The 25,416-nt window shown below is 74.2% G+C and carries 28 protein-coding genes; 21 read left to right on the top strand and 7 right to left on the bottom strand.

The features are described 5' to 3' along the window. Positions 1 to 10 precede the first annotated feature (10 nt). From QQS41_RS05745 to QQS41_RS05730, 4 genes are all read left to right on the top strand, one after another. Positions 11 to 400 (top strand): hypothetical protein, encoded by a 390-nt coding sequence (locus tag QQS41_RS05745; RefSeq protein WP_448851690.1) that lies wholly within the window; start codon positions 11 to 13, stop codon positions 398 to 400. A gap of 110 nt (positions 401 to 510) precedes the next feature. Further along, positions 511 to 1,851 carry a DUF445 domain-containing protein gene (locus QQS41_RS05740; protein ID WP_448851689.1) on the top strand — a complete coding sequence of 447 codons (1,341 nt, stop codon included), beginning with the start codon at positions 511 to 513 and terminating at the stop codon, positions 1,849 to 1,851. Between the two features lie 107 nt (positions 1,852 to 1,958). Continuing rightward, entirely contained in the window at positions 1,959 to 2,909 is a 951-nt protein-coding gene (locus QQS41_RS05735) for a hypothetical protein (RefSeq protein ID WP_448851688.1), read from the top strand. 39 nt (positions 2,910 to 2,948) lie between these two features. Further along, a complete protein-coding gene (locus tag QQS41_RS05730) occupies positions 2,949 to 3,296 on the top strand; it encodes a DUF2516 family protein (protein ID WP_448851687.1) in 348 nt (115 codons plus the stop codon). 113 nt (positions 3,297 to 3,409) lie between these two features. Here QQS41_RS05730 and purU read toward each other — a convergent pair whose 3' ends face one another. Continuing rightward, complete coding sequence (purU, locus tag QQS41_RS05725; protein WP_448851686.1) at positions 3,410 to 4,315, bottom strand: formyltetrahydrofolate deformylase; 906 nt, start codon at positions 4,313 to 4,315, stop codon at positions 3,410 to 3,412. 36 nt (positions 4,316 to 4,351) lie between these two features. On the opposite strand from purU, the gene QQS41_RS05720 reads away from it, so the two are divergent. Beyond that, entirely contained in the window at positions 4,352 to 5,008 is a 657-nt protein-coding gene (locus QQS41_RS05720; protein ID WP_448851685.1) for a hypothetical protein, read from the top strand. Here QQS41_RS05720 and QQS41_RS05715 read toward each other — a convergent pair. Genes QQS41_RS05715 through QQS41_RS05705 form a run of 3 tightly spaced genes read right to left on the bottom strand, consistent with a single transcriptional unit; the run spans position 5,005 to position 7,251 of the window. Next, positions 5,005 to 5,817: an LmeA family phospholipid-binding protein gene (locus tag QQS41_RS05715; RefSeq protein WP_448851684.1), complete on the bottom strand. Its 813-nt coding sequence runs from the start codon at positions 5,815 to 5,817 to the stop codon at positions 5,005 to 5,007. The genes QQS41_RS05720 and QQS41_RS05715 overlap by 4 nt on opposite strands. 51 nt (positions 5,818 to 5,868) lie before the next feature. Then, positions 5,869 to 6,693 (bottom strand): class I SAM-dependent methyltransferase, encoded by an 825-nt coding sequence (locus tag QQS41_RS05710; RefSeq protein WP_448851683.1) that lies wholly within the window; start codon positions 6,691 to 6,693, stop codon positions 5,869 to 5,871. Between the two features lie 57 nt (positions 6,694 to 6,750). Next, positions 6,751 to 7,251 carry a DUF2505 domain-containing protein gene (locus tag QQS41_RS05705; RefSeq protein ID WP_448851682.1) on the bottom strand — a complete coding sequence of 167 codons (501 nt, stop codon included), beginning with the start codon at positions 7,249 to 7,251 and terminating at the stop codon, positions 6,751 to 6,753. Positions 7,252 to 7,274: 23 nt separating this feature from the next. Between QQS41_RS05705 and QQS41_RS05700 the strand changes: the two genes are divergently transcribed. Continuing rightward, on the top strand, positions 7,275 to 8,426 hold the full coding sequence (locus QQS41_RS05700) for a UDP-N-acetylmuramate dehydrogenase (protein WP_448851681.1): 1,152 nt from the start codon (positions 7,275 to 7,277) through the stop codon (positions 8,424 to 8,426). 10 nt (positions 8,427 to 8,436) lie between these two features. Here QQS41_RS05700 and QQS41_RS05695 read toward each other — a convergent pair whose 3' ends face one another. Continuing rightward, positions 8,437 to 10,194, bottom strand: coding sequence for a long-chain-fatty-acid--CoA ligase (locus QQS41_RS05695; RefSeq protein WP_448851680.1), 1,758 nt, complete (start codon positions 10,192 to 10,194; stop codon positions 8,437 to 8,439). Positions 10,195 to 10,332: 138 nt separating this feature from the next. Here QQS41_RS05695 and mshA point away from each other — a divergent pair, with 138 nt between their 5' ends. From mshA to QQS41_RS05665, 6 genes are all read left to right on the top strand, one after another. Beyond that, positions 10,333 to 11,643 (top strand): D-inositol-3-phosphate glycosyltransferase, encoded by a 1,311-nt coding sequence (mshA, locus tag QQS41_RS05690; RefSeq protein ID WP_448851679.1) that lies wholly within the window; start codon positions 10,333 to 10,335, stop codon positions 11,641 to 11,643. Continuing rightward, complete coding sequence (locus QQS41_RS05685) at positions 11,640 to 12,152, top strand: YbjN domain-containing protein (protein WP_448851678.1); 513 nt, start codon at positions 11,640 to 11,642, stop codon at positions 12,150 to 12,152. The genes mshA and QQS41_RS05685 overlap by 4 nt, the downstream gene beginning before the upstream one ends. A gap of 55 nt (positions 12,153 to 12,207) precedes the next feature. Continuing rightward, positions 12,208 to 12,954: a phosphoglyceromutase gene (locus QQS41_RS05680; RefSeq protein ID WP_448851677.1), complete on the top strand. Its 747-nt coding sequence runs from the start codon at positions 12,208 to 12,210 to the stop codon at positions 12,952 to 12,954. Positions 12,955 to 13,036: 82 nt separating this feature from the next. Continuing rightward, on the top strand, positions 13,037 to 14,179 hold the full coding sequence (locus QQS41_RS05675) for a sensor histidine kinase (protein ID WP_448851676.1): 1,143 nt from the start codon (positions 13,037 to 13,039) through the stop codon (positions 14,177 to 14,179). 22 nt (positions 14,180 to 14,201) lie between these two features. Beyond that, positions 14,202 to 14,894: a response regulator gene (locus QQS41_RS05670; protein ID WP_448851675.1), complete on the top strand. Its 693-nt coding sequence runs from the start codon at positions 14,202 to 14,204 to the stop codon at positions 14,892 to 14,894. Positions 14,895 to 15,226: 332 nt separating this feature from the next. After that, complete coding sequence (locus QQS41_RS05665; RefSeq protein ID WP_448851674.1) at positions 15,227 to 15,475, top strand: DUF6968 family protein; 249 nt, start codon at positions 15,227 to 15,229, stop codon at positions 15,473 to 15,475. Positions 15,476 to 15,575: 100 nt separating this feature from the next. On the opposite strand, the gene QQS41_RS05660 is transcribed toward QQS41_RS05665, so the two are convergent. Continuing rightward, entirely contained in the window at positions 15,576 to 16,529 is a 954-nt protein-coding gene (locus QQS41_RS05660) for a hypothetical protein (protein WP_448851673.1), read from the bottom strand. 34 nt (positions 16,530 to 16,563) lie between these two features. On the opposite strand from QQS41_RS05660, the gene QQS41_RS05655 reads away from it, so the two are divergent. The 6 genes from QQS41_RS05655 to QQS41_RS05630 all read left to right on the top strand — a co-directional run bounded on the left by QQS41_RS05655 (position 16,564) and on the right by QQS41_RS05630 (position 21,407). Further along, on the top strand, positions 16,564 to 17,502 hold the full coding sequence (locus QQS41_RS05655; RefSeq protein ID WP_448851672.1) for a Ppx/GppA phosphatase family protein: 939 nt from the start codon (positions 16,564 to 16,566) through the stop codon (positions 17,500 to 17,502). 1 nt (position 17,503) lies between these two features. Next, positions 17,504 to 18,781 carry a hypothetical protein gene (locus QQS41_RS05650; protein ID WP_448851671.1) on the top strand — a complete coding sequence of 426 codons (1,278 nt, stop codon included), beginning with the start codon at positions 17,504 to 17,506 and terminating at the stop codon, positions 18,779 to 18,781. Positions 18,782 to 18,854: 73 nt separating this feature from the next. Continuing rightward, complete coding sequence (gene proC, locus QQS41_RS05645) at positions 18,855 to 19,664, top strand: pyrroline-5-carboxylate reductase (protein ID WP_448851670.1); 810 nt, start codon at positions 18,855 to 18,857, stop codon at positions 19,662 to 19,664. Between the two features lie 213 nt (positions 19,665 to 19,877). Continuing rightward, complete coding sequence (locus QQS41_RS05640) at positions 19,878 to 20,069, top strand: helix-turn-helix domain-containing protein (RefSeq protein WP_303143896.1); 192 nt, start codon at positions 19,878 to 19,880, stop codon at positions 20,067 to 20,069. A gap of 133 nt (positions 20,070 to 20,202) precedes the next feature. Next, positions 20,203 to 20,304 carry a 30S ribosomal protein bS22 gene (locus tag QQS41_RS05635; RefSeq protein ID WP_003855542.1) on the top strand — a complete coding sequence of 34 codons (102 nt, stop codon included), beginning with the start codon at positions 20,203 to 20,205 and terminating at the stop codon, positions 20,302 to 20,304. 74 nt (positions 20,305 to 20,378) lie between these two features. Further along, a complete protein-coding gene (locus tag QQS41_RS05630) occupies positions 20,379 to 21,407 on the top strand; it encodes a 1-acyl-sn-glycerol-3-phosphate acyltransferase (RefSeq protein ID WP_448851669.1) in 1,029 nt (342 codons plus the stop codon). On the opposite strand, the gene QQS41_RS05625 is transcribed toward QQS41_RS05630, so the two are convergent. After that, positions 21,401 to 22,474, bottom strand: coding sequence for an HAD-IB family hydrolase (locus tag QQS41_RS05625; protein ID WP_448851988.1), 1,074 nt, complete (start codon positions 22,472 to 22,474; stop codon positions 21,401 to 21,403). The genes QQS41_RS05630 and QQS41_RS05625 overlap by 7 nt on opposite strands. 152 nt (positions 22,475 to 22,626) lie before the next feature. Here QQS41_RS05625 and QQS41_RS05620 point away from each other — a divergent pair, with 152 nt between their 5' ends. From QQS41_RS05620 to hemC, 3 genes are all read left to right on the top strand, one after another. After that, positions 22,627 to 22,875: a glutaredoxin family protein gene (locus QQS41_RS05620; protein ID WP_448851668.1), complete on the top strand. Its 249-nt coding sequence runs from the start codon at positions 22,627 to 22,629 to the stop codon at positions 22,873 to 22,875. A gap of 145 nt (positions 22,876 to 23,020) precedes the next feature. Then, positions 23,021 to 24,448: a glutamyl-tRNA reductase gene (locus QQS41_RS05615; RefSeq protein WP_448851667.1), complete on the top strand. Its 1,428-nt coding sequence runs from the start codon at positions 23,021 to 23,023 to the stop codon at positions 24,446 to 24,448. Then, positions 24,445 to 25,383, top strand: coding sequence for a hydroxymethylbilane synthase (gene hemC / locus QQS41_RS05610; protein ID WP_448851666.1), 939 nt, complete (start codon positions 24,445 to 24,447; stop codon positions 25,381 to 25,383). Before QQS41_RS05615 ends, hemC begins: the two co-directional genes overlap by 4 nt. Positions 25,384 to 25,416 lie beyond the last annotated feature (33 nt).

The raw sequence follows: 25,416 nt of genomic DNA, 5'->3' as shown, positions 1-25,416 counted from the left end.
CACAGCAACCATGGCCACTGCCAACAAGGTCGAGCGGTACCCGGGCGAGGAGCACTTCGTCGAGGGCTATGTTCCGCAGAGCCTCAACGCCGAGTATTCGTCCCTGCACCGGAGCTCCACCTGGATCGGCATGGGCATGATCCTCGCGTCCCTCGCGGGCTGGGGAACGTTCATCTTCGGCCTGGGCGTGACCGTCTGGGGCACCCACGATTCCCACACCCAGGGCGTCATCGGCCGCTCCGGCGAGATCATCCAGGCCGGCGGCGACTTCAACGCCCAGCTCTTCCTCTGGGGCGGCCTCATCGCCGCCCTCGTGCTGGACATCGGCGGCTGGCTGATGATCCGCAAGGGCCGCTCCGAGTACCGCGCCTACGTGCGCAAGTACGGCGGCCACCACTAGGGGACACGCGCGTCCGGCGAACGCCGGCACCTCCACGCGGCGCCCCCGCCCGGGTCCTCCCGGGCGGGGGCGCCGTCCCGATCCCGGGCCCCGCCGCCCGCGGGGGTTTAATGGGGGGCATGCCCGACCACGCCCAGCCCGACACCGACCGCCGCCCGCTGCCAGTGCCCGGCCCGTCCCCGGAGACCGAGGCCCGGAAGCGCTCCGAGCTGTTTCGCGCGAAGGCCTTCGCGACGGCGCTGCTCGTCATCGCCGCCGCCATCTACCTGTTCTGCCGGTGGACCGAGGCGGCCGCCGCGGATGCGGGCGAGACCCCGGCCGCGTGGGTCGGCTACGTCCGCGCCGCCAGCGAGGCCGGCATGGTCGGCGCCCTGGCCGACTGGTTCGCCGTCACCGCGCTGTTCCGCCACCCCCTCGGTATCCCCATCCCGCACACGGCCATCGTGCGGCGGAAGAAGGACCAGGTCGGCGGGGCGCTGGCGGACTTCGTCGGCGAGAACTTCCTCAACCCGGCGCTCATCGTCGAGAAGGTGCGCGACGCCCGCATCCCCGAGCGCGCCGGCGAGTGGCTGCTGCGCCCGGAGGGGCCGGAGCGCGTCTCCGCGGAGGTCGGCCGCTTCACCGCCAACGCGCTGGAGGCCGTCGACCCGCGCGACGCGGAGGCGGTCATCCGCGCGGCCGTCGTCGACAGGCTCGCGGAGCCGGAGTGGGGCCCGCCCGCCGGCCGCGTGCTGGAGCAGCTCATCGAGGAGGGGCGGACGGAGCCCGTCGTCCAGCAGCTGGCGGAGTGGGCCCACCGCAAGTCCCTGCACTCGCAGGACTTCATCGACCGCCTCGTCGGCGACCGCAGCCCGACGTGGGCGCCGACGTTCGTCCGCGACATCGTCGGCGAGCGCGTCCACCGGGAGCTCGTCGACTGGACGTGGCACGTCCAGGCCGACCCCAACCACGAGGCGCGGGAGGCCATCCGCCGCGGCATGGCGAAGCTCGCGCACGACCTGCAGAACGAGCCGGCGACCGTCGCGAAGGTCGAGGAGCTGAAGCAGGACGTCATGGGCTCCGGGCCCGTCGTCGACGCCTCGGCGCGCATCTGGGCCGCGACGTCGGAGACGCTCGTCGAGGCCGCGCGCGACCCGGAGTCGCTGCTGCGCCGGAAGCTCGCGGAGACCGCCCGCGACTACGGCGAGCGGCTGTCCGGCGACGCGGAGCTGCGGGCCCGCATCGACCACCGCATCGAGGGGGCGGTGCGCTTCCTGGCGGAGAACTACGCCGGCGAGATCACCTCCATCATCTCGGAGACGGTGGAGCGGTGGGACGCCGACGAGGCCTCCCGCAAGATCGAGCTGATGGTCGGCCGCGATCTGCAGTTCATCCGCGTCAACGGCACCGTCGTCGGCGCCCTCGCCGGCCTGGCCATCTACACCCTGTCGACGCTGCTGTTCGGCCACTGATCCCGCCGCAGGGCGGGGGGAACGGACGAGGGGCTGACGGGAAATCCCCCGCCGGGGTAGGTTGTTGGCGACGACCACCCAGCAGCACGAGGAGGCACGGAGCCGCCATGACCGACGATCAGCGGAACGACCAGAACAGCGCGGACGACGCGGGCGACGCCCGCCGCGACCGCTCCCTCATGGACCTCGTCTCCACGCCCTTCTACGCGTGGATCGGCGCCGGCGCGAAGACCGTCGAGATGCTCGGCGAGATCGGCGGCCGGGTGCGCGAGGAGGAGCGGGCCCGCAACGAGCGGACCCGCGAGAAGGCGAAGGAGATCGGCGGGCAGGTCGGCGACCAATCCCGCGACGTGTTCCTCCGCGCCGTCGACGCGGCGCAGGAGGCGTTCAACGCCGCGCTGCAGAAGGCCCAGGCCGGCGGCGACCGCGCGTTCGGCGCGTCCCGCGGCCTGCCGGACGGCGTGGAAAAGGGCCTCGGCCAGCTGCAGCCGGACCAGCTGCGCGCGCTCGCCGACGGCTACCTGGAGGCGGCCTCGCAGCTGTACTCGGAGCTGGCCGCCCGCGGCGAGAAGGTCGTGGGCGACGTCCGCACCGGCCGCACCGCCGGCGACGGCGAGGTCGTGGACGGCGAGGTCGTCGACGGCGACCGCGGCCCGTCGCTGCGCATCCCGGGCGCCGACCGCATCCCGGGCGCGGACCGCGTCGGCGAGGTCGCCGACCGGCTGCGCGAGGCGGGCGAGGATCTGCGCCGCCGCGCCAACGAGGACGCGGAGGCCGGCCGCGCCGCCGTCCAGGGCAACGTCCAGGCCCTGCTGCGCCAGGCCGCCGACGTGACCGAGTCGCTGCTCGGCGCGCTGCGCGGCGAGCGCCCGGCCCCGGCGGCCGACGACCTGTCCGCGGAGGCCGCCGACGGCGCGGCGCAGGACGCGGAGCGCGCCGCGGAGTCCGGCGACGACGCCGCCGACGGCGGCCCGTCCGTGGCCCGCCCGGCGGGCGCGCCGGACGATGCCGTAGAGTCCGACGAGGACGAGCGCCCCGCCGACGGCGGCGCGCGCTAGCGCGACGGCCGCCCCGCGGGGCGGCGGAGAGGGGCGACCATGTTCCCGACGAGGGTGTTCACCGGCAACGTGTGGCGCGACACCGTGACGGGCATCGACCTGTTCTTCCAGTGGGGCCTGCCCATGGTGGTCGGCCTGCTCGCCCTCGCCGGCGTCGTCATGGTGCTGACCACCCGCCCCGACGCGTTCGACGCAGCGGACCGCAAGTCCCGCGGCACGTGGGCCGGCCTGCTCGGCGCCTCCGCGGTGTTCCTGCTGCTGCCGCCGCTGGGCTGGTTGATGCTCGGCATCCCCGTCATCGCCGGCCTGGTCATCACCGGCGTCTACTGGATGGACGTGCGGCCCCAGATCCGCGACATCCTCGGCAACGCGCAGGGCGGCTGGTAGCGCGCCGGAGGGACGGACCCCGCGCGGGTCCCGTCGCAAAGCGCGAAACGACGCGGCCCCGGCCACCGGAGACGGTGACCGGGGCCGCGTCGCGCATGCGGCGGCGCGGCGCGTCAGTCGAAGACGACGGTGCGGTTGCCGTAGACCTGCACGCGGTCCTCGAGGTGCCAGCGCAGGCCGCGGGCCAGCACCTGCTTCTCCGCGTCGCGGCCCTCGCGCTGCATGTCGCGCGGGGTGTCCTTGTGGGAGACGCGGATGACGTCCTGCTCGATGATCGGCCCGTCGTCGAGGTCCTGCGTGGCGTAGTGGCACGTCGCGCCGATGAGCTTCACGCCGCGGCGGTGCGCCTGGTGGTACGGGCGGGCGCCCATGAACGACGGCAGGAAGCTGTGGTGGATGTTGATGGCGCGGCCCGCCCACGTCTCGCACAGGTCCGGCGGGAGGATCTGCATGAAGCGGGCGAGGACCACGGCGTCCGGGTCGTGCTCGTTGACGATGTCCGCGACCTCGTCGAACGCGCGGCGCTTGCCGACGGCGTCCTTCGGGAACGGCACGTGGTGGAACGGCACGCCGTGGGCGCGGGCCAGCGGCTCCAGGTCGCGGTGGTTGCCGACGACGCAGGCGACCTCCATGGGGTAGTCGTTCTGCGCGACGCGGCCCAGCAGGTCCTGGAGGCAGTGGCCCTCCTTCGACACGAGGATGACGGCCTTCTTCGGCCGGGCGGTGTCGGTGACGCGCCACGTGGCCTGCTCGCCGAGCTCGCCGACGACGCCGGCGAACGCCTCCTCCAGCTCCTCCAGCGTCATCTCGAGGGCATCGGCGCGGACGGCCTGGCGGGTGAAGAACCAGCCGGACTCCGGGTCGGAGAAGAAGTGCGCCTCGGTGATCCACGCCCCGATGTCGGACAGGAAGCCGGACAGGTGGGCGACGATGCCCGTGGTGTCGGGGCAGCCCAGGGTCAGGATGTACTGCCGCTCCTGCGGCGTGCGGGCGGGTTCGGCCAACGGCGAGACGGTCATTCCAGGGATGATAGCCCGCCGCTACGCTGGGTCGGCATGGCCCCCGTCACGCCCAGCCCCGACCGCATCGACGCCGCCGTCTTCGACCCCATGGCCCCGCCGGACCGCGTGCGCGCGGAGGTGGAGGCCGCCGTCGCCGCGGGCGCGGCGGGGGTGCGGGTCCACGGCGGGGCGCTGGAGGCGCTGGCGCACGTGGACCGGGGGCGCACGCGCCTCGGCTCGGTCGCGGGCTGGCCGGAGGGGAAGAACCACGTGCTGGTGAAGGCGGCGGAGGCGCGGCTGGCGGTCGCCCACGGCGCCGTGGACGTCGCCGTCGTCGTGGACCCGGCCGCGGCGGCGGAGCCCGGCGGGGCGCGGCTGCTGGGGGAGCTGGCCGCGCTGCGGGAGGCGGTCGCCCCGCCGGTGCAGCTCACCGTCGTCCTCGGCCCCGGCCACGACGCGGGGGCGCCGGCGCTGGCGGCGCGCGCCGGGGCGGACGCGGTGGCGCTGCGCGGGGCGTCGCCCGCGTCGGTCGCGGAGCTCGCCGCGCGCCTGCGGTCGGCGGGCGCGGACCGGGTCGGCGTCGTCGCGCTGCCGGAGCGTGACGACGTCCCCCTCGGCGGCCTGGTCCCCGATCTGCTCGCGGCCGGCGCGCACGTGGTGCAGGCGCCGGCCGCGGCGGCCCCGTGGGCGGGGCCGGGTGCGGGGGACTAGGCCGCGTCCTGGGAGAGCCGCTCCAGGTCGGCGGCGGTGACGTTCTCCCCGCTGAGGTTCACGACGACGCCGCCGTCGACGACCTCGAAGGAGTCGATGGACATCGTCTCGCCGAGGTCGGCGATGGGCCCGCGGATGGCCTGGTCGGCGACGCGCTGGATGAAGCCGTCGACGGCGATGCCGGCGATGGAGCCGCCCTGGACGTCGACGACGGCGTCGCCGGCCTGGGCGCGGGGGCGGAAGTCGACGGTGACCAGGCCGCCGGCGAATTCGGCGACGAGGACGTCGCGGCCGGGGTCGGCGTGCAGCCCGGTGACGCGGGCGGCGCCGACGAGCGCCTGGGCGAGCGGGCCCTCGGCCGGGCGGGCGAGGATCTCCTGGTTGGCGGAGGCCTGCAGCAGCTCGTCGGGCAGCATGACGCGGACGCCCGCGGCCGCGGCCGTCGGGTTCGACTGGTCGGAGAGGTCGAGGCCGGTGATGCGGACGTCCGCCGCGGGGGTGCCGCGGACGACGGGGGCGCCGCCCTCGGCCGCGGGGTTCTCCACCTGCAGCGTCGACGGGGAGTCGATGTCGACCCGCCCGATGCCGCCGGTGAGGTAGCCGAGGACGACGGAGGAGGAGCCGAAGGAGACGTCGGGGGTCTCCTGCACCTCCACGCCCTGCTCGGCGTGCATGGCCCGGAACTCGTCGGCGACGACCTTGCCCGCGTACATGCGGGCGCCGATCTCCGCCGCGGCGGCGACGAGGGCCAGGATGACGAGGACGAGGATCACGGTGCGGGCGACGCGCCCGCCGGTCGATGAAGCCATGGGTCCCAGTGTGCCAGCCGCCCCGCGCGGCCGCGCCCCCGTGCCCCGCCCTCAGCCGAACCCGTCCGCGTACTCCGGGGCGACGCGGGCGACGGGGACGGTGAGGACGTTGTCGCGGCCGGCGCGGCGCGGCACGGCGACGGGCTCGCCGGCGGCGGCGAGGGACTCCAGGGCGACGCGCCAGCGCTGGCGGGGGCCGTGGGGCGCCCAGCCGGCGGCCATGTCCCAGGCGCGGTCGGCGGCGGCGAGGAGGTCGTGGACGGGCTCGCCGGGGGCGTTGCGGTGGATGAGGACCTTCGGCAGCCGCTCCGCGAGGTCGGAGGGGCGCTCCACGTCATTCGGATCCCAGGCGAGGGTGAGGGTGCGCGGCCCCTCGGCGCCGAGGAGGATCCAGGTGGCGCGGCGGCCGATTTCGTCGCAGGTGCCCTCGAGGAACAGGCCGCCGGGGGCGAGGCGGCCGCAGACCTCGCGCCAGGCGTCGTCGACGTCGCCGGCGTCGTACTGCCGCAGGACGTTGAAGGCGCGGACGAGGTGGGGGCGCAGCCCGGCGAGCTCGAAGCCGCCGAGGGCGAATTCGACGCCGTCGCGGGGCGGCAGGACGCGGGAGGGCTCGATCTCCAGGCCGACGACGCGGACGCGGGGGTCGACGCGGCGGAGGTGGCGGGCCCACTCGCACGTCGTCACGTGGCTGGCGCCGTAGCCGAGGTCGACGGCGAGCGGCGCCTCGGCCCGGCGCAGCACGGCGGCCGCGTCCGGGTGGTGCGCCAGCCACCGGTCGGCGCGGCGCAGCCGGTTGGCGTTGGTGGTGCCCCTGGTGACGACGCCGCGCGGACCGGTCGTCGACCAGTCCGCGCGGAGGTTGTGGTGGTGGGGCATGGCGCCAGGATAGGGCGGGCGCCGCGCCCCGGGGGGAGCGGGGTTCCCGGGGAGGGGCTAGCCGCGCTCGGAGATGTACTGGGCCAGCATCTGGGCCTCGCGCTCGTAGATGCCCTTGACGGCCTCGGCGACCTTCGGCTCGAGCATGGCGCCCATCATGGGGATGGAGACGGTGACGTCGACGGAGGCGGCGATGGCGGAGCCGTCGCCCTCCGGGGACAGCTTCTGGGAGCCGGTGAAGGAGACAGGGAAGCCGTTGACCTCGGAGGAGATGGTGGCGGTGGCGCCGTCGCCGTCGAGCGGGCCCCAGGAGACCTTGCGGGTGACGGTGAGGCCGTTCTGCACGAAGCTCTTGACGGCGTCGGGGAGCTTGTCGGTGGCCATCTGCTGGTCGATCTCGACCTCGGCGTGCTCTCCGGCGGAGAAGGACTTGACCTCGCCGGCGGGCTCGGACATGTTCTCGGCGAGCCACGTCCAGTACTCGTTGGACGTGAGGGCCGCGTGGACCTTCTCGGGGGCGTGGGGGACGGTCGCGGTGACGTCGGTTCGGGTAGCCATGGCGCCGATACTAACGTGGAGGCGTGCACGATTCCGCGATGCAGGCAATCTCCGGCGTTTCCGGAGCCGAAACTTTCCGCGACGTCCCGTTTTCGCAGCTGACGACGCTGCGGCTGGGCGGCGCGCCCTCCGCAGTGGTGCGCTGCGCGACGCCGGAGGCGGTCGCGGAGGTGACCGGGATCCTCGACCGCGAGGGGGTCCCGCTGCTCGTCGTGGGCGGCGGGTCGAACCTCGTCGTCGCCGACGATCCGGGCGATCTGGTGGCGGTGGTGATCGACGCCGACGACGTCCGCATCTCCACGGAGGGCCACGGGCTGGAGCAGACCGCCGCCATCGTCGAGGCGGACGCCGGCGCCGTGTGGGACGACGTCGTCGCGATGTCGGTGGACGCGGGCTTCGGCGGCCTGGAGTGCCTGTCGGGCATCCCGGGGTCCGTCGGCGCGACGCCGGTGCAGAACGTCGGCGCGTACGGCCAGGAGGTCGATCGGGTCCTGGACGCGGTGCGCCTGTACCACCGCGCCACCGGGGAGATCGAGTGGGTGCCGCCGGAGTCGCTGGAGCTGTCGTACCGCTGGTCGAACCTGAAGTTCACGGGCCGCGCGGTGGTGCTGGCGGTGCGCTTCCGCCTCACCGTCGACGGGCTGAGCGCGCCGCTGCGCTACGGCGAGCTGGCGCGGCGACTGGGCGTGACGGAGGAGGAGGGCCGCGCGGGCGAGGCGCGGCGCCCGGTCGCCGACGTGCGCCGCGAGGTGCTGGCCCTGCGCCGGGGCAAGGGGATGGTGCTTGACGACGCCGACCGCGACACGTGGTCGGCCGGATCGTTCTTCACCAACCCGGTCATCCCGGAGGCGGATCTGCCCGGCGTGCTGGAGCGCGTCGCGGAGCGCGCCGGGGCGGACGCGGCGGAGTCGATGCCGCGCTACCCGGGCGGGGAGGGCCGGGTGAAGCTGTCGGCGGCGTGGCTCATCGAGCGCGCCGGGTTCCCGAAGGGCCACCCGGGCGAGGGGGCGCCGGTGCGGCTGTCGACGAAGCACACGCTGGCGCTGACGAACCGCGGCGGCGCGTCGACGGCGGACCTGGTGGCGCTGGCGCGCGAGGTCCGCGACGGCGTCCGCGCCGCCTTCGGCGTGGAGCTGGTGCCGGAGCCGGTGTGGGTGGGCGTCGGCCTGGACTGACGCCCCGCCGCTACCGGCGGGTGAGGTCGTCGACGGTGCGGCCGTCCTCGGCGAGCCGCTCGAGCAGCACGTCGCGGACGTCGCGGCGGCGGACCTTGCCCATCATGTCGCGGGGCATCTCGTCGAGGTGGAAGAACGCCCGCGGGACCTTGTAGCGGGTGAGGTTGTCGCGGCAGTGGTCGCGGTAGGCGCCGGTGTCCAGCTGGGCGTAGTCGTCGAGCGCGACGGCGGCGACGACGAGCTCGGAGCCGTCGGACTTCGGCAGGCCGACGACGGTGGCGTCGGCGATGTGCGGGTGCTCCAGCAGCACCTCCTCCACCTCGGCGGGGTAGACGTTGAAGCCGCCGGTGATGATGACCTCCTTGATGCGGGCGACGAGCCGCAGGAAGCCGTCGGGCTCCATGACGCCGACGTCGCCGGTGCGGTACCACCCGTCGGCGAAGGACTTCTCCGTCGCCTCCGGCATGTTGAGGTAGCCGGCGAAGACCTGGGGGCCGCGGACGACGACCTCGCCCTCCTCGCCGTAGGGCAGCTCGCGGGTCGGCTCCTCCGGGTCGACGACGCGGACCTCGGTGTCGGGGAAGGGGATGCCGACGTAGCCGGGGCGGCGGTTGCCGTCCATGGGGTTGCCCACGATGATCGGCGACGTCTCGGTGAGGCCGTAGCCCTCGACGAGCTTGCCGCCGGTCATCTCCTCCCAGCGCCGGACGACGGAGACCGGCAGGGTGGAGGCGCCGCAGAAGCTGAAGCGGATGCCCTCGATGGAGGCGCCCTCCTTCTCGGCGGTCTCCATGATCTTCTCGTACAGCGTCGGCACGCCCGGCACCCACGTCGGGCGCTTGCGCTTGAGCACCTTCATGATGAGCGGCATCTCCGCGGCGGGCAGCTGGACGAGCTCGGCGCCGATGAGCATGGAGACGTTGGTGACGATCGTGAGGCCGTAGGCGTGGAACATCGGCAGCACGCCGAGGGACACCTCGCGCTCGTCGCCGAGGCCCGGCACCCAGGAGCGGCCCTGCAGGATGTTGGCGACGAGGTTGCCGTGGGTCAGCTGCGCGCCCTTCGGCGAGCCGGTGGTGCCGGAGGTGTACATGATGACCGCGACGTCGTCGCGGGTCACCGGGGCCGCGGTCGTCGGCAGCGGCGGAGCGTGCCTGTCGACGCGCCCGCCGAACAGCGACCCGTCGGCCCGGCCGTCGCCGGCGGTGAGCCGGGAGCGCATCTCGCGGACCTTCGGCACGGGCAGGCGCATCGCCAGCTGCAGGTGCAGCGGCATGTCCTTCGTGATGTCCACCGGCACGACGGTCTCCAGCGGCGTGTCCGCGACCAGCGTCTCCACGACCTCCGCGCTGTTGTCCCAGACGATGGCGAGCTTCGCGCCGTGGTCGGCGAACGGGCCCCGGAGCTCGTGGGCGGTGTAGAGCGGGTTGTGCTCGATGACGGTGGCGCCGAGGTGCAGCAGCGCCCAGTAGGCGACGAGGTGCTGCGGGCAGTTCGGCAGCAGGATGGCGACGCGGTCGCCCTGGGCGACGCCCATGTCCCGCAGCCGGGCCGCGGCCCGGCGGACCAGCAGGTCCAGCTCCGCGTAGGTGCGGGTGCGGTTGAAGAACGTCACGGCCGGGCGGTCCGGCCACTCCGCGACGGCGCGCCGGTAGACGTCCAGCAGGGTGTCGTCGCCGTAGTCGAGGTGCGCCGGGGTCCACTCCGGGTAGTGGGCCAGCCAGGGGCGGGGATCCCCGGCGCCGTCGTGTCCGTTGGTCGTGGTCATGCTCGTCCCTTCGCGTCGGCGATGCCCGAAGCCTACCCGACCGTAGGTTCCCGCGCCGGGCGGCGGGCCGCGGCGGGGACCGTCGTCAGGCGCCGCATGCGATTGCGCGCCTGAGCTGCGCGTGGGCATGCTGGGGGCATGACCGACGCCCCCATCCGCTCCGTCGCCGTGCTGTCCATGCACACCAGCCCCCTCGAGCAGCCGGGCACCGGCGACGCCGGCGGGATGAACGTCTACGTGCTGCGCAGCTGCCAGCGCCTCGCCCGCGCCGGCGTCGCCGTCGACGTCTACACCCGCGCCACCCGGCCCTGCCGCCGCCGCATCACGGAGGTCGAGCCGAACCTCCGCGTCATCACCGTCGTCGCGGGGCCCTACGAGGGGCTGTCGAAGGAGGAGCTGCCGACGCAGCTCGCCGCGTTCGCCGGCGGCGTCCTCGCCGTCGTCCGCGAGCACGGCCTGCGCTACGACGTCGTCCACTCCCACTACTGGCTCTCCGGCCAGGTCGGCTGGCTGCTGCGCGACCTGTGGCGCGTCCCGCTCGTCCACACCGCCCACACGCTGGCAGCGGTGAAGAACCTCCACCTCGCCGACGGCGACTCGCCCGAGCCGGAGTCGCGCCGCATCTGCGAGCAGCAGATCGCCGACAACGCCGACCGCATGGTCGTCAACACCGAGGAGGAGGCCGACAACCTCGTCGCCTTCTACGACGCCGACCGCTCCCGCATCGACGTCATCCCGCCCGGCGTCGACGTCGACCTGTTCCAGCCCGGCTCCGACCGCGCCACCGAACGCGCCCGCCGCGACCTCGGCATCCCCCTGAAGGCCCAGGTCGTCGCCTTCGTCGGCCGCCTCCAGCGCTTCAAGGGCCCGCAGGTGCTGCTCCGCGCCGCCGCCGAGATCCTCGCCCGCGACCCCGAGCGCGACCTCCGCGTCCTCGTCTGCGGCGGCCCCTCCGGCAGCGGCCTCGAACGCCCCGACGAGTTCCTCGACCTCGCCCGCGACCTCGGCCTCGGCGGCCACGTCCGCTTCCTGCGGCCCCGCCCGCCGGAGGACCTCGTGCCGCTGTACCAGGCCGCCGACGTCGTCGCCGTGCCCAGCTACAACGAGTCCTTCGGCATGGTCGCCATGGAGGCCCAGGCCTGCGGCACCCCCGTCGTCGCCGCCCGCGTCGGCGGCCTGCCCGTCGCCGTCGCCGACGGGGAGACCGGCGTGCTCGTCGACGGCCACGGCGCCGCCGACTGGGCCCGGGCGCTCGCGGATCTGCTGGACGACGACGACCGCCGCCTCGCCATGGCCGCCGCCGCGCCGGAGCGCGCCCGCGACTTCTCGTGGGAGGCCGGCGTCGAGACGCTGCTGGGCGTCTACCGGGCCGCCGCGGCCTCCGCCCGGGAGCGCGATTCGGCCGGCTGCCCCCGCGCGGCCGCCGGGGACGGTACGAAGGAAGCATGAGCTGGGACAGGAACGAAGCGCTGAAGGGCCTCTCCGCGCAGCTGGATGGGCTCGGCGTGGAGCATGCGACGGCGCCGGACGCGTGCGTCGTCACGCTGCCGGGCACCCGCAAGCTGAAGACCACCTGCGTGCTGCGCCCCGCGCCCGACTCCCTGCGGGTCGAGGCGTTCGTGTGCCGCGCCCCGGAGGACGACCCCGCCGCCGTCCACGAGTGGCTGCTGCAGCGCAACCGCCGCATGTTCGGCGTCGGGTACGCGCTCGATCACGACGGCGACGTCTACCTCGTCGGCCAGCTGCCCGCCCGGCTGGGCGACGCGGACCTCGACCGGCTGCTCGGCCAGGTCCTCGAGGCCGCCGACGGCGACTTCAACCCCATCCTCGAGCGCGGCTTCGCCGAGTCCATCCGCAAGGAGTGGCGCTGGCGCATCGACCACGGCGAGTCCACCCGCAACCTCGAGCAGTTCCGCCACCTCGCGCCGGACGACGCCCCGGCCCCCGGGGAGGGCTGAGCCGGGGTTGCCCCGGGGGCGGCGCGCCACCCCCTTTTCGTGCATCATTGGGGACATGAGCACCGGAAAGCTGATTCTCGTCCGTCATGGGCAGTCCGAGTGGAACGCCTCCAACCAGTTCACCGGCTGGGTGGACGTCGCCCTCACCGACAAGGGCCGCGCGGAGGCCGTCCGCGCCGGCGAAATGCTGGTCGACGCCGGCCTCGAGCCCACCGTCCTGTACACCTCCCTGCTGCGCCGCGCGATCAACACCGCGCACCTGGCGCTCGACGTCGCCGACCGCCTGTGGATCCCGGTCATCCGCGACTGGCGCCTCAACGAGCGCCACTACGGCGCCCTGCAGGGCCTGAACAAGGCGGAGACGAAGGAGAAGTACGGCGAGGACCAGTTCATGAGCTGGCGCCGCTCCTACGACACCCCGCCGCCGGAGCTGGCCGACGACTCCGAGTACTCGCAGGCCGCGGACCCGCGCTACGCCGACCTGGACGCGGTGCCGCGCACCGAGTGCCTCCTCGACGTCGTCAAGCGCCTCGTGCCGTACTTCGAGGCGGAGATCCTGCCGCGCCTGAAGGCCGGCGAGACCGTCATGGTCGCCGCGCACGGCAACTCCCTGCGCGCGCTGGTCAAGCACCTCGACGGCATCTCCGACGAGGACATCGCGGCGCTGAACATCCCGACCGGCATCCCGCTGGTCTACGAGTTCGACGCCGAGGGCGCCGTGCGGAACCAGGGCGGCACCTACCTGGACCCGGAGGCCGCCGCCGCGGGCGCGGCCGCCGTCGCCGCCCAGGGCAGCAAGTAGCCCCGCACGCCACCCCCGTTGCGGCCCCGCGCGCACCCGGCCCGTCCGGTGCGCGCGGGGCCGCGGCGCTATCGTGGGGCCCGTGCTGCCGTATCTCCTGGGCGCCCTCGCCGGCGCCGCCGTCCTCCTCGCCGCCCTGGCGCTGGCCGGCGCGCTGCGCCGCCCCGCCCGCCGGCGCTCCGCCGACGGGGCCGCGGACCAGCGGGTGTCGACCGTCGCGCAGGTGATGCACCTGGCCATCCAGAACTCGCCGACCGGCGTCGTGGTGGTGGACGTGTCGAAGGACGTCATCCTGTCCAACCCGCGCTCCCACGTGCTGGACATGGTCCACGAGCGCACCCTCAACGAGCGGTGCTGGGACGCGGCGCTGCGGGTGTTCGACTCGCAGGAGACGCAGGAGGTGCCGCTGACCATCCCGTCGCGGCGCCCCGGCGGCCCGTCGACGTACGTGCGGTGCGTGGCGACGCCGCTGACGCTGGCCGACGACCGCTTCGCGGTGCTCTACGGCGTCGACGACTCGGATCTGGTGCGCATGGAGTCCGCCCGCCGCGACTTCGTCGCCAACGTCTCCCACGAGCTGAAGACGCCCGTCGGCGCGCTGAGCCTGCTGGTGGAGGCGCTCATGCAGGCGAAGGACGACCCGGACGCGGTCGACCACTTCGGCGCCTCCCTCATGCGGGAGGCCAAGCGCATGTCGACGCTCATCACGGAGCTCATCTCCCTGTCGAAGCTGCAGGGCGCGGAGGCGCTGCCCGACATGGAGGACGTCGACGTCCGCGACGTCATCGACGGCGCCGTCAGCCGCACCCGGCAGCTCGCCGCCGACGCGGGCATCGAGGTGACGGCGAACTGCCCGGAGGGCCTCGTCGTCCGCGGCGACCGCACCCTGCTGGTCACCGCGGTCGCGAACCTCATCAACAACGCGGTGAACTACTCGCCGGATCAGACGACGGTGTCCATCAGCTGCGCCCGGCAGGACGACGAGGCGATCGTCATCCGCGTCACCGACCGCGGCATCGGCATCTCCCTGGCCGACCAGGAGCGGATCTTCGAGCGGTTCTTCCGCGTCGACAAGGCCCGCTCCCGCGCCACCGGCGGCACGGGCCTGGGCCTGGCCATCGTCAAGCATGTCGTGGCGAATCACGGCGGGGCCATTAAGCTGTGGAGCAGGCCGGGGACCGGCTCCACGTTCACCCTCGAGCTCCCCGCCGCCGACGCCGACTAGCAGCCACCGGAAGGACCCAGACGTGACCGACGTGCTCATCGTCGAGGACGAGGCCGCCCTCGCCGAACCCCTCGCGTTCCTCCTGGAGAAGGAGGGGTTCACGGTCCGCATCGCCGGCGACGGCCCCTCGGCGCTGGCGCAGTTCGACGAGTCGGCGCCCGACATCGTCCTGCTGGACCTCATGCTGCCCGGCATGGGCGGCACGGAGGTGTGCAAGACCCTGCGGCAGCGCTCCTCGGTGCCGGTCATCATGGTCACCGCCCGCGACAGCGAGATCGACAAGGTCGTCGGCCTGGAGATCGGCGCCGACGACTACGTGACCAAGCCGTACAGCTCCCGCGAGCTCATCGCCCGCATCCGCGCGGTCCTGCGCCGCGGCAGCGAGGCCGAGGCGGTGGACGAGTTCGAGTCGGACGACGTGCTGGACGCCGGCCGCGTCGTCATGGACGTGGAGCGCCACGTCGTCACCGTCGACGGCGAGGAGGTGCAGATGCCGCTCAAGGAGTTCGACCTCCTCGAGTACCTGCTGCGCAACTCCGGCCGCGTGCTCACCCGCGGCCAGCTCATCGACCGGGTGTGGGGCGCCGACTACGTCGGCGACACGAAGACCCTCGACGTCCACGTCAAGCGCCTGCGCTCCAAGATCGAGGCCAACCCGTCGTCGCCGCGCCACCTCGTCACCGTCCGCGGCCTCGGCTACAAGTTCGAGGAGTAGCGCCGGGCGGTGGCGCCCTCCGCGGTTCAGATCATCCGCGGGGCCGGCTCGATCGCTGGGGAAGGCGCTCCCAGGCTGCTCCGCCCTTGGGCGCATCGGCGGCGTCGGGGCATCCCGAAAACGGGGTGTGTAGCCAGTGGCTATGGACTGGCGGGTCTGACACGAAAAACGCGATAAGGCAAGGCTTGCCAATGTTGGGGTCTGGAGAATAAAAACCGCGACCGGCAGTACGCCAGGGATTCCGCCAGGTGTAGGGCTATTCCGATCCCGCATGCTCGCGCTGCGTGCTGGGCTGCTGCTGCAGTTCGTTACGCTAACTGCAGGAGGTAATCATGCCCGAAATTCTCGCCCAGCGAACCTGCGCCGACGACGCCGGTGAATTCACCGTCGGCCTGCGCCAGCCGTACGCCGAGGGCGACGACTGGTACTGCGAGGTGTTCTCCGAGGACATCGACGGTGGCACCCTCAAGGTCGGCGGCGTCGACGCGATGCAGGCCCTCCGCCTGGCCATCTCGGCGGCCGACGCCATCGTGGAATCCCGCCCCGGTGCAAAGAGCAACGGCATCGCCGGGGTCTTCTAGAACCCCCGCGAACGACGGCCGGCCGACCACCCCGTCGGCCGGCTGTCGCCGCATTCATGGCCGGGGCGGGGCTGCACAGACGAGGGGCGTCGTCACGCAATCACGCATCCTGCGGCGGCAACCCCTCCGCGGCCGCGCACGTCGCCGGATGCACCGCCAGCAGCGGGTACCCCGACGGGCCGAACGCGCCGGCCAGGCCCGCGCGCTCCCGGCCGGCGCAGTGCTCCGCGATGATCTCGTAGCAGTCGTCGCCGACGAGCGCCCGCAGCTCGCTCTCGGAGCTGCGGTACAGCGCCCGCGCCGACCCGTGCGTCGCCGGCGCGCCGGTGCACCACCACTCGAACTCCGCGCCGCCGCCCCACGCGCGGCGGTCGTACTCCGTGATGACGGTGTGGAGGATCTCCTGCCCGTCGGGCCGCTCCTCCCAGTCCTCCAGCCGGCGCAGCGGCACCTGCCAGCACACGTCGGGCTTGACGTCGACGTGGTCGATGCCGCGGGCCACCGCCCACTGGTGGATGGCGCAGCCGTGCCCGCCGGGCCAGCCCTCCCGGTTGGCGAAGACGCAGGCGCCGCCGACGACGGCGGTGCGCAGCGCCGGCTCCATCTCGCCGTCGTCGTCCTCCAGCTCGTCCCACTCCAGCCACGGCTCCAGCGGCTCGTCCGCCGCGTCGCCGTCGATGGCGCGGTAGAAGTCCGCGACGCCGTCGGGCCGGTTCTGCCACCAGCCGCCGGGATCGCCGGGTCCCTCCGGCTCGCGCGGGTCGGCCTCCATGCGGCGCACCGTCTCGATCACGCGGTCGCGGTCGTCCTCGTCGGTGAGGAAGGCGCCGTGGATGCAGCAGCCGGCGTCCGCGTTCGCGGCCTGGATGCCGGGGCACGCGTCGGTGCCGAACGCGCAGGAGTAGCGGGACAGGAGCCACGTCACGTCGACGGTGATGAGGTGCAGGGGATCCCCGGGGTCCGTGAACTCGAACCATTCGCGGGGGAAGTCCTCCCGCACCTCGGCCGCGGAGGGCTGGTCCGTGCGGCCCGGGCGGGGGTGGCGGTGATTCACACCGGACCACGGTAGACCGTCTACCCTGACGGGCGTGCGATTAGGTGTACTGGACGTCGGCAGCAATACCGTTCATCTCGTGATGGTGGACGCCCGCAGGGGCGGCCACCCGACGCCGATGAGCGACTCGAAGTCGACGATGAAGCTCGTCGAGTACCTCGACGCGGACGACAACCTCTCGGACAAGGGCATCCGGAAGCTCACCTCCTACGTGGGCGAAGCGAAGGAGCTGTCCGAGCAGATGAAGTGCGAGGAGATGATCTCCTTCGCGACGTCCGCCGTCCGCGACGCCCGCAACTCCGACTACGTGCTCGACCACGTGGAGAGGGAGACGGGCGTGCGGCTGGAGATCCTCTCCGGCGTCGACGAGGCCCGCCTGACGTTCCTGGCGGCGCGCCGCTGGTACGGCTGGTCCGCCGGCCGCATCATCAACCTCGACATCGGCGGCGGCTCCCTGGAGCTGACCTCCGGCACCGACGAGGACCCGGAGGCGGCGTACTCGCTGCTGCTGGGCGCCGGCCGCCTGACCCACGAGTGGTTCGACACCGACCCGCCGGAGCGCAAGCGCATCGATCTGCTGCGCGACTACATCGACGCGGAGCTGGTGGAGCCGGCGAAGCACCTGCGGGCCCTCGGCGTCGCGGACCGCGCCGTCGCCACGTCGAAGACGTTCCGCACCCTGGCCCGCCTGACGGGCGCGGCCCCGAGCTCCGCCGGCCCGCGCGTGAAGCGCACGTTGACGGCCCCGGGCCTGCGGCAGCTGATCGCGTTCATCTCCCGCATGACGGCCGCGGACCGCGCGGAGCTGGAGGGAGTGAGCTCGAACCGCTCGCACCAGATCGTCGCGGGCGCCCTCGTGGCGGAGGCTAGTATGCGAGCATTGGGGCTGGAGCAGCTGGAGATCTGCCCCTGGGCCCTCCGGGAGGGCGTGATCCTCCGCCGCCTGGACAGTGACCTCTACGGGAAGGGATGAGATGAGCGAGGAAAAGCTCACCGTCGCCGAACTGCTCGCGCGCGCGGGCAAGGAGGCGGCCCCCTCCGACGGCGGCCGCCGGCGGCGCCGCCGCAGCCTGGAGGAGGGCGGCATCTCCGTCGCCGATCTCACGGGCGGGCAGCCGCGCGTCCAGGCCGAGGGCCCGCGCCGCGGCGCCCACGCCGCCGCCGACGCGGACGATGCCGCGGAGGAGCCGCAGGTCGCGGCGCCCGCGGAGCCGGAGGCGCGTGACGACGAGCCGGCCGCGGCCCCGGAGCCGCAGGCCCCGGCGGCCGACGCCGCCGATGCGCGTGACGACGCGCCCGCCGCCGCCCCGGAGCCGGAGCGCGCCGCGGCAACGCCGCTGCAGCCGGAGCCCGAGCCCGAGCCGGCCCCCGCGCCCGCCCCGGAGCGCGCCCGCCGCACCCCGGTGACCGTCGCCGATCGGTCGATGCGCGCCGGCGTGCCGCTGGCGACGCCGGTGTCCCCGGCCCCCGTCATGGAGGTCCCGGAGGCCGGCGAGATCACCTTCACCTTCACGGCGCTGCACGACGCGGAGACCGCGTCGCAGCCGGTGGCGGAGCAGGGCCCGATGGCCCTCGAGGCGCTCGGCGTCTTCGCGGAGCCGCAGCCCGAGCCCGAGCCCGAGCCGGAGCCGCAGCCCGAGCCGGAGGAGCCCCGCGCGTCCGCGGCGGCCCCGGCCGCCGGTGCCGCCGCCGCGGCCGCCGGCGCCCCCGCCGTCGCGTCCTTCGCGCGGCCGGACGAGCCGGCGCCGGGCGAGGCCCGCACCGACGTCCAGGGCGCCATCCGCGACGAGGACCTGGAGGATCGGGAGGAGGCCGGCCGCGCCGGGGAGTTCGACGACGTCGATCCCTCCGCCCGCACCGGCGTCCTGCCTGTGGTCGCGGACGACGAGCCGGAGGCCGACGAGGCCGACGCCGACGACGCCGACGACGCCGCCGAGCCGGCCGCCGCCCCGGAGAAGCGCCGCCAGTCCCGTCCCGCGCAGAGCGAGGACGACTCCCTGTCCTACGGCCTGCTGGTCGTGCAGGTCCTCGTCGGCCTCCTGGCCGGCGCGGCCCTGTTCCTCGTGTTCATGGTGCTGTGGCACAGCGCGCTGCCGGCCGTCGTCACGGCCCTCATCGCGCTGGCGGTCACCGGCCTGCTGGTCGCCGCGGCCAACGGCCTGCGCCGCCGCCGGGACACGCTGACGCCGATCCTCGCCGGCGTCGTCGGCCTGCTGCTGACGTTCGGGCCCTGGCTGATGTCGCTGTTCTGACCGGCCCGGCCCGCCCCCGGGAGGCCCCCGTCCGTTTACGCGGACGGGGGCCTTCTCTGGCACGATGCCCGGCATGAAGATCGCGATCATCGGCGGAGGCAGGATCGGCTCCGCCCTCATCGGGGGACTGGTCGACGGCGGCGTGGAGCCGGGGTGCATCCGCGTCGCCGAGACGTCGGCGGAGCGCCGCGCGGAGGTCGCCGCGGAGTTCGGCGTCGTCGCGGCGGAGGACGCGGCGTCGGCGGCGGACGGCGCGGACGTCGCGTTCGTGTGCGTGAAGCCGCATGACGTCATGGGGGTGCTGGAGTCCATCGCCGGCGTCGTCGACGAGGACGACGGGGACATGGTCGTCGTGTCCATGGCCGCGGGCCTGACGCTGGAGGCCGTGGAGGGCGTGTTCCCCGTCGGCACGCCGGTGGTGCGGGTCATGCCGAACACCCCGATGCTGGTGCGCCGCGGCATGTGCGCCGTCGCCCGCGGCCGCTTCTGCGGCGACGGCCAGCTGGAGACGGTGGCGTCGCTGCTGGGCAAGGTCGGCGCCGTCGAGGTCGTCGCCGAGTCGCAGATGGACGCGGTGACGGCGGTGTCGGGCTCCGGCCCGGCGTATTTCTTCCAGTTCATCGAGGCGATGTGCGACGCAGGCGTCGACCTGGGCCTGACGCGGGAGCAGACGCTGCGCCTGGCGTCGGAGACGATGGCGGGCGCGGCGGAGATGCTGCTGGCCGAGGGTGCGGATCCGGTGCGGCTGCGCGCGGACGTGTCCTCGCCGGCCGGCACGACGGTCGCGGCGACGCGGACGCTGGACGAGGAGGGGCTGCGGGGCGCGGTGTCGAAGGCGATGCGCGCCGCCCGCGACCGTTCCGTGGAGCTCGGGCGCCGCTGACGGCGGGTGCGCCCGCGCGGTCCCGGGAGGGGCCGCGGCGGCGTCCCCGCAGGTCGCCGCAATCCCCATCAGTCACGGGGGAACCGTTGTTCATCGTTGTATCGCAATTGTCCCACCGTTAACGCTAAAGTGTGGGGAGCGCGTTCGTGCCCTGAAGTCTGCAGGAGGGGAAGCCTGCAGCGCGAGACGCGCGGTGAAGGGAAAACTACTCACATGGCGAAGAGCGATAACGGAACGTTCCTGACCGTGGCCGAGGTCGCGGACATCATGCGCGTCTCGAAGATGACGGTGTACCGCCTGGTGCACTCCGGCGAGCTGCCCGCGGTGCGCGTGGGCCGCTCCTTCCGCGTCCACGAGACCGCGGTGTCGGAGTACCTGGAGTCCTCCTCCTACCGCGCGGGCTGAGCCGGGGCCGTTTGACCCGGCGGCACGGCGCCCCGCTATCATGGGCGCATTGCCCGTGTCCCGGCGCATCCGGCGAGTCCCGCCCGGACGCGGCAGCCGTACAGACCATCCCCGAGGAAACGAGGTCCAGACCATGGGTTCCGTGATCAAGAAGCGCCGCAAGCGCATGTCCAAGAAGAAGCACCGCAAGATGCTGCGCCGCACCCGCGTCCAGCGTCGCAAGCTCGGCAAGTAGGCCCGGGCCCGACGGCGCCCGCCTCCCCGCGATACCGGGGCGGCGGGCGCCGTCGCTTCTGTAGGGTCATGGGCATGATCGACGGGCCGGATCTGGAGTTCGTGGAGCGCGTGTGGCTGCCGGCCCTCGCGCCGCTCTACGACACCTGGTTCCGGACGGAGGCCACGGGGCTGGAGAACATCCCGGCCGACGGGGCGGCGATCCTGGTCTCCAACCACTCGGGCAACATCCCGGTCGACGCGCTGATGACGCAGGTCGCGGTGCACCGGGGCACGGGCCGCTGGTCGCGGCTGCTGGCGGGCGACGTCGCCTACGCGGTGCCCGGGGTGGGCGCGCTGGCGGACCGGCTGGGCGCGGTGCGCGCGGACCGGGCGAACGCGCATGCGCTGCTGGCGGCGGGGGAGCTGCTGGCGGACTACCCGGAGGGCTACCGGGGCCTGGGCAAGCCGTACACGGCGCGGTACCGGCTGCAGCGCTTCGGCCGCGGCGGGTTCGCGGCGCTGGCGCTGCGCCACGGCGCGCCCATCATCCCGGTGGCGGTCGTCGGGGCGGAGGAGATCTACCCGCAGCTGGGTTCGGCGTTCCGCGGGGCGAGCCTGCTGGGCGGCGAGGGCGTCGCCGCGGGCATCGGCCGCGCGGAGGGGGCGGCGCCGCTGGACGAGGCGGTGGAGGAGCTGGTCATCGGCCTGGCGGATCTGCTGGCCGACGGGCTGGGGACGCCCCCGGCGCAGCTGCCCGCGTTCTTCCTGGGGGAGCGGGGCGCGAAGCGGCGCGCGGCGGTCGCGGCGATGCTGCGGGACCTCGGGCTCGCGGCGGCGAAGGGCATGGGCGTGCCGTACGTGCCGGTGACGCCGTTCTTCCCGTGGCTGGGCCCGTTCGGCGCGATCCCGCTGCCGAGCAAGTGGACCATCGACTTCCTGCCGCCCGTCGATCCGGGGGAGTGGGCGGAGCGCTACCGCGCGGAGGTCATGGAGCCGGGGTCGCCGGAGCCGGAGGCCCACGCCGACGCGGTGACGGTGCTCGGCCTGGCCGAGGAGGTGCGGGGCCGCATCCAGGAGCGGCTGCTGGGGCGGCTGCGCACGCGGCGCAGCGCGTTCTACTGACGCGTGACGACGGGACCCGTGCGGCGGGCGCGCCGCCGCCGCACGGCGTGGACGCCGGCCCAGCCGGCGGCGCCGGCGCCCGCGACGCCGGCTCCCCGGACGCCCCAGCGGATGGCGCGGAGGGTGGCCTGGCGCAGGGGGCGGTAGTCGCGGACGGGCCAGCCGCGCTCGAGGGCCTCGCGGCGCAGGCGCCGGTCGGGGTTGATGGCGACGGCGGAGCCGACCATGGACAGCATCGGCACGTCGTTGGAGGAGTCGGAGTAGGCGGTGCAGCGGGCGAGCTCCAGGCCGCGGGAGGCGGCGAGGGCGGCGACGGCGTGCTTCTTGCCGGGGCCGTGGAGGATGTCGCCGACGAGGCGGCCGGTGAACACGCCGTCCTCGACCTCGGCGACGGTGCCGAGCGCGCCGGTGAAGCCGAGGCGCCGGGCGATGACCTGGGCCAGCTGCACGGGGGTGGCGGTGACGAGCCACACCTCCTGGCCGGCCTGGAGGTGCAGGTCGGCGAGCTCGCGCGTCTCGGAGTAGATGCGGTCGCCGATGGAGTCGTCGAAGATGTCCTCCGCCAGCGCCACGATGTCGTCGACCCGCTGGCCGCGGACGAGCTCGAGGGCCTGCTCGCGGCCGGAGGCGACGTCGTTGAGGTTCTCGGAGCCGGAGACACGGAACTTCAGCTGCTTCCACGCCATGGAGGCGAGGTCCCCGCGGTTGAAGAAGCCGCGCTTGGCCAGGCCGACGCCGAACAGGACGATGGACGCGCCCTGGATGAGCGTGTTGTCGACGTCGAAGAACGCCGCCGCGCCGGCGTCGGAGGGGACGCCGTCGTCCCCCGGGGCGGCGCCGAAGTCCGGGCCGGCCGCGTCGGAGGCGCCGCGGACGGAGCGGAAGCCGGAGGCCAGCTCCTCCGCCTCGACGTCGTAGAGCTGCCCCAGGGCCGCGAGCGCCGCGGCGTCGCCGGCGGCGCGCTGGCTGGCGTCGTCGACGGGGCGCAGCGCGACGTTCTCCAGGAAGTTGCGCACGGCGCCGTGCGACGGCAGCAGATCGCCGAGGACGTCGCTGGGCATGTGCATGTCGCGTCCGTGATCGGGGAGGGGCACGGCGCTCCTTTCGGGCGGGCGGGGCCTACTGTCGACAATCGTAGGCGCCGTGCAATCGTAGGCGCGCGGCGACGGGGCCGCGCGGCGGCCGCGGCGGGGCACGACGGAGAACGAGGGAGGCCCGGATGGCGACGGTGACGCTGATGGTGCGCGAGGGCTGCGGGTCCTGCGCGCGGGTGGAGGGGCAGATCCGCCCGATCGTCGCCCGGCACGGCGCGGCGCTGGAGGTGGTCGACGTCGACGCCGGCGACGGCGCGGACGCGGTGGAGTTCGGCGACCGGGTGCCGGTCGTCCTCGTCGACGGCGAGGAGATCGCGTGCTGGGAGATCGACGACGACGAACTGGAGGATGCCCTCCAGGGCATCGCGGATTAGGATAGGCTTACCGGAAAGGCCCTGGCAGGGCGTGTTTGAACGTCAACTCCCGTCGGAACTACCGTGGGGTATCGAAGACGAGTGGCGGGCCGCGGGCGACCCCCGTGCGCCACGTGGAGGAGGTTCGGTCGGCGGTGGTGAATCCGTGAGCGTGTTGTTGGTGGGCATGTCGCACCGGTCCGCGCCGGTGCCGGTGCTGGAGCGGGTGACGGTCGCGGAGGTCGACCGCCCGAAGGCGCTGGCGTGCCTGACGGCGGATGACGCGGTGACCGAGGCGATGCTCGTGTCGACGTGCAACCGCGTCGAGTACTACGCCTCCGTGCGCGGCTTCCACGCCGGCCTCGGCGCCGTGCTGCGCGAGATGACGGACCGCACGGGCCTCGACCTCGACGATCTCACCCCGCACCTGTACGTCCGCTACGCCGAGGGCGCCGCGGAGCACATGCTCCAGGTCGCCGCGGGCCTGGACTCCATGGTCGTCGGCGAGCAGCAGATCCTCGGCCAGATCCGGTCCTCCTACCAGGAGGCCGCCGACCTGGGCTTCGCCGGCCGCACCATCCACGAGCTGGCGCAGAAGGCGCTGCACGCCGGCAAGCGGGTGCACGCCGAGACCGGCATCGACGAGGCGGGGGCGTCGATGGTCTCCGTCGCCGTCGACGAGGCCGGCCGCTTCCTCAACCCGACCTACGACGCCGACGGCGCCGCGGGCCTGTCCGGCCTGTCCGCCGTCGTGCTCGGCGCCGGCGCGATGAGCTCCCTGGCGGCCACCCACCTGGGCCGCATGGGCGTCGACCGCATCACCGTCGCCAACCGCAGCGTCGACCGCGCGGAGAACCTGGCCTCCCACTCCGTGGAGGCCGGAGTGCCCGCCGACGCGATCGCCCTGGAGGACTACGCGGCGGCGCTGGAGCACGCGGACCTGCTGGTCACCGCCACCGGCTCCGTCTCGCCCGTCGTCTCCTCCGCCGACGTCGACGCGGCGATGGCGCTGCGCGGCGGCCGCCCCCTGGCCGTCGTCGACCTGTCCATGCCGCGCGACGTCGAGGATGGCGTCGGCGACATCGACGGCGTCTCCCTCTTCGACATCGAGCACCTGCAGATGTCCGGCGCCAACGAGCTCGCGGAGGCCGACCGCGCCCGCGCGGCCGTCATCGTCCGGGAGGAGCTCGGGGCCTACCTCGCCGCCCAGCGCGCCCTCGAGGTCGCGCCGACGGTCAAGGCGCTGCGCGAGCGCGCCGGGGAGGTCGTCGCCGCCGAGCTGCTGCGCCTGGAGGCGAAGACCCCCGGCCTGAGCGAGCGGGAGCGCCGCGAGGTCGGCCGCACCGTGCAGCGCGTCGTCGACAAGCTCCTGCACGAGCCGACCGTCCAGGTGAAGAAGCTCTCCGGCGAGGCCGGCGGCACCTCCTACGCCGTCGCCCTGCAGCGCCTGTTCGACCTGCCGCTCGACGCGGCGGAGGGCCTGTACTCGGACACGGACATCCCCACCGACCTCATGGTCGGCGATAGGATGGGGCAGATGCTCGGCCAGGCCGGGCACATGCTGATCCGGAACGAGGGAGGCGCGCTGCCATGACGGAGCACGACGACGAGAGGACGCTGCGCATCGGCACGCGCGGCTCCGAGCTGGCCATGACCCAGTCGGGGACCGTGCGGGACGCGCTCATCCGCAACGGCCGCCCCGCCGAACTCGTCGTCATCCGCACGGAGGGCGACGTCAACCGCCACGACCCGGTCGAGAAGATCGGCGTCGGCGTGTTCACCAACGCCCTGCGCGAGGCCCTGTACGAGGGCGTCATCGACATCGCCGTGCACTCCTTCAAGGACCTGCCCACCGCCGAGGACCCGCGGCTGACCGTCGCCGCCGTGCCGTCGCGCGCCGACGCCCGCGAGGTGCTCGTCTCCCGCGGCCGCGTCGCCCTGGCGGACCTGCCGGAGGGCGCCGCCGTCGGCACCTCCGCCCCGCGCCGCGTCTCCCAGCTCCGCGCCCTGCGCCCGGACCTGGACATCCGCCCGCTGCGCGGCAACATCGAGACCCGCATGGGCCGCGTGGAGGAGGACCTCGACGCGGTCATCCTCGCCCGCGCCGGCCTGGAGCGCACCGGCCGCCTCGACCGCGCCACCGAGTCGCTCGGCGCCGACGTCCTCATGCCCGCGCCCGCCCAGGGCGCCCTGGCCGTGGAGTGCCGCGCCGACGACTCCGACGTCGTCCTGGCGCTGCGCCGCCTCGACCACGCGGAGACCCGCGCCCGCGCCGTCGCGGAGCGCATGATCCTCGCCGAGCTGCAGGCCGGCTGCACCGCGCCGGTCGGCGCGCACGCCGTCGTCACGGAGGAGGGGGAGCTGGAGCTGACCGCCGGCGTCTACGCCCTCGACGGCTCCGAGCGGCTGGTCCGATCGGCCGCCGCACCTCTGGCGGAGGCGGAGGAGCTGGGGCGCCTCGTCGCCCGCCGGCTGCTCGACGACGGGGCCCACCGGATCATGGGCGACACCGTCCGCCAGCTGCCGTGATTTGTTGTCGGGGGGTCGTCAACGATACGGTTG

This window comes from Corynebacterium sp. 335C, from assembly GCF_053525695.1.
The sequence above is the reverse complement of the archived record's forward strand: the minus strand, read 5'-3'. Positions and strand labels throughout refer to the sequence as shown.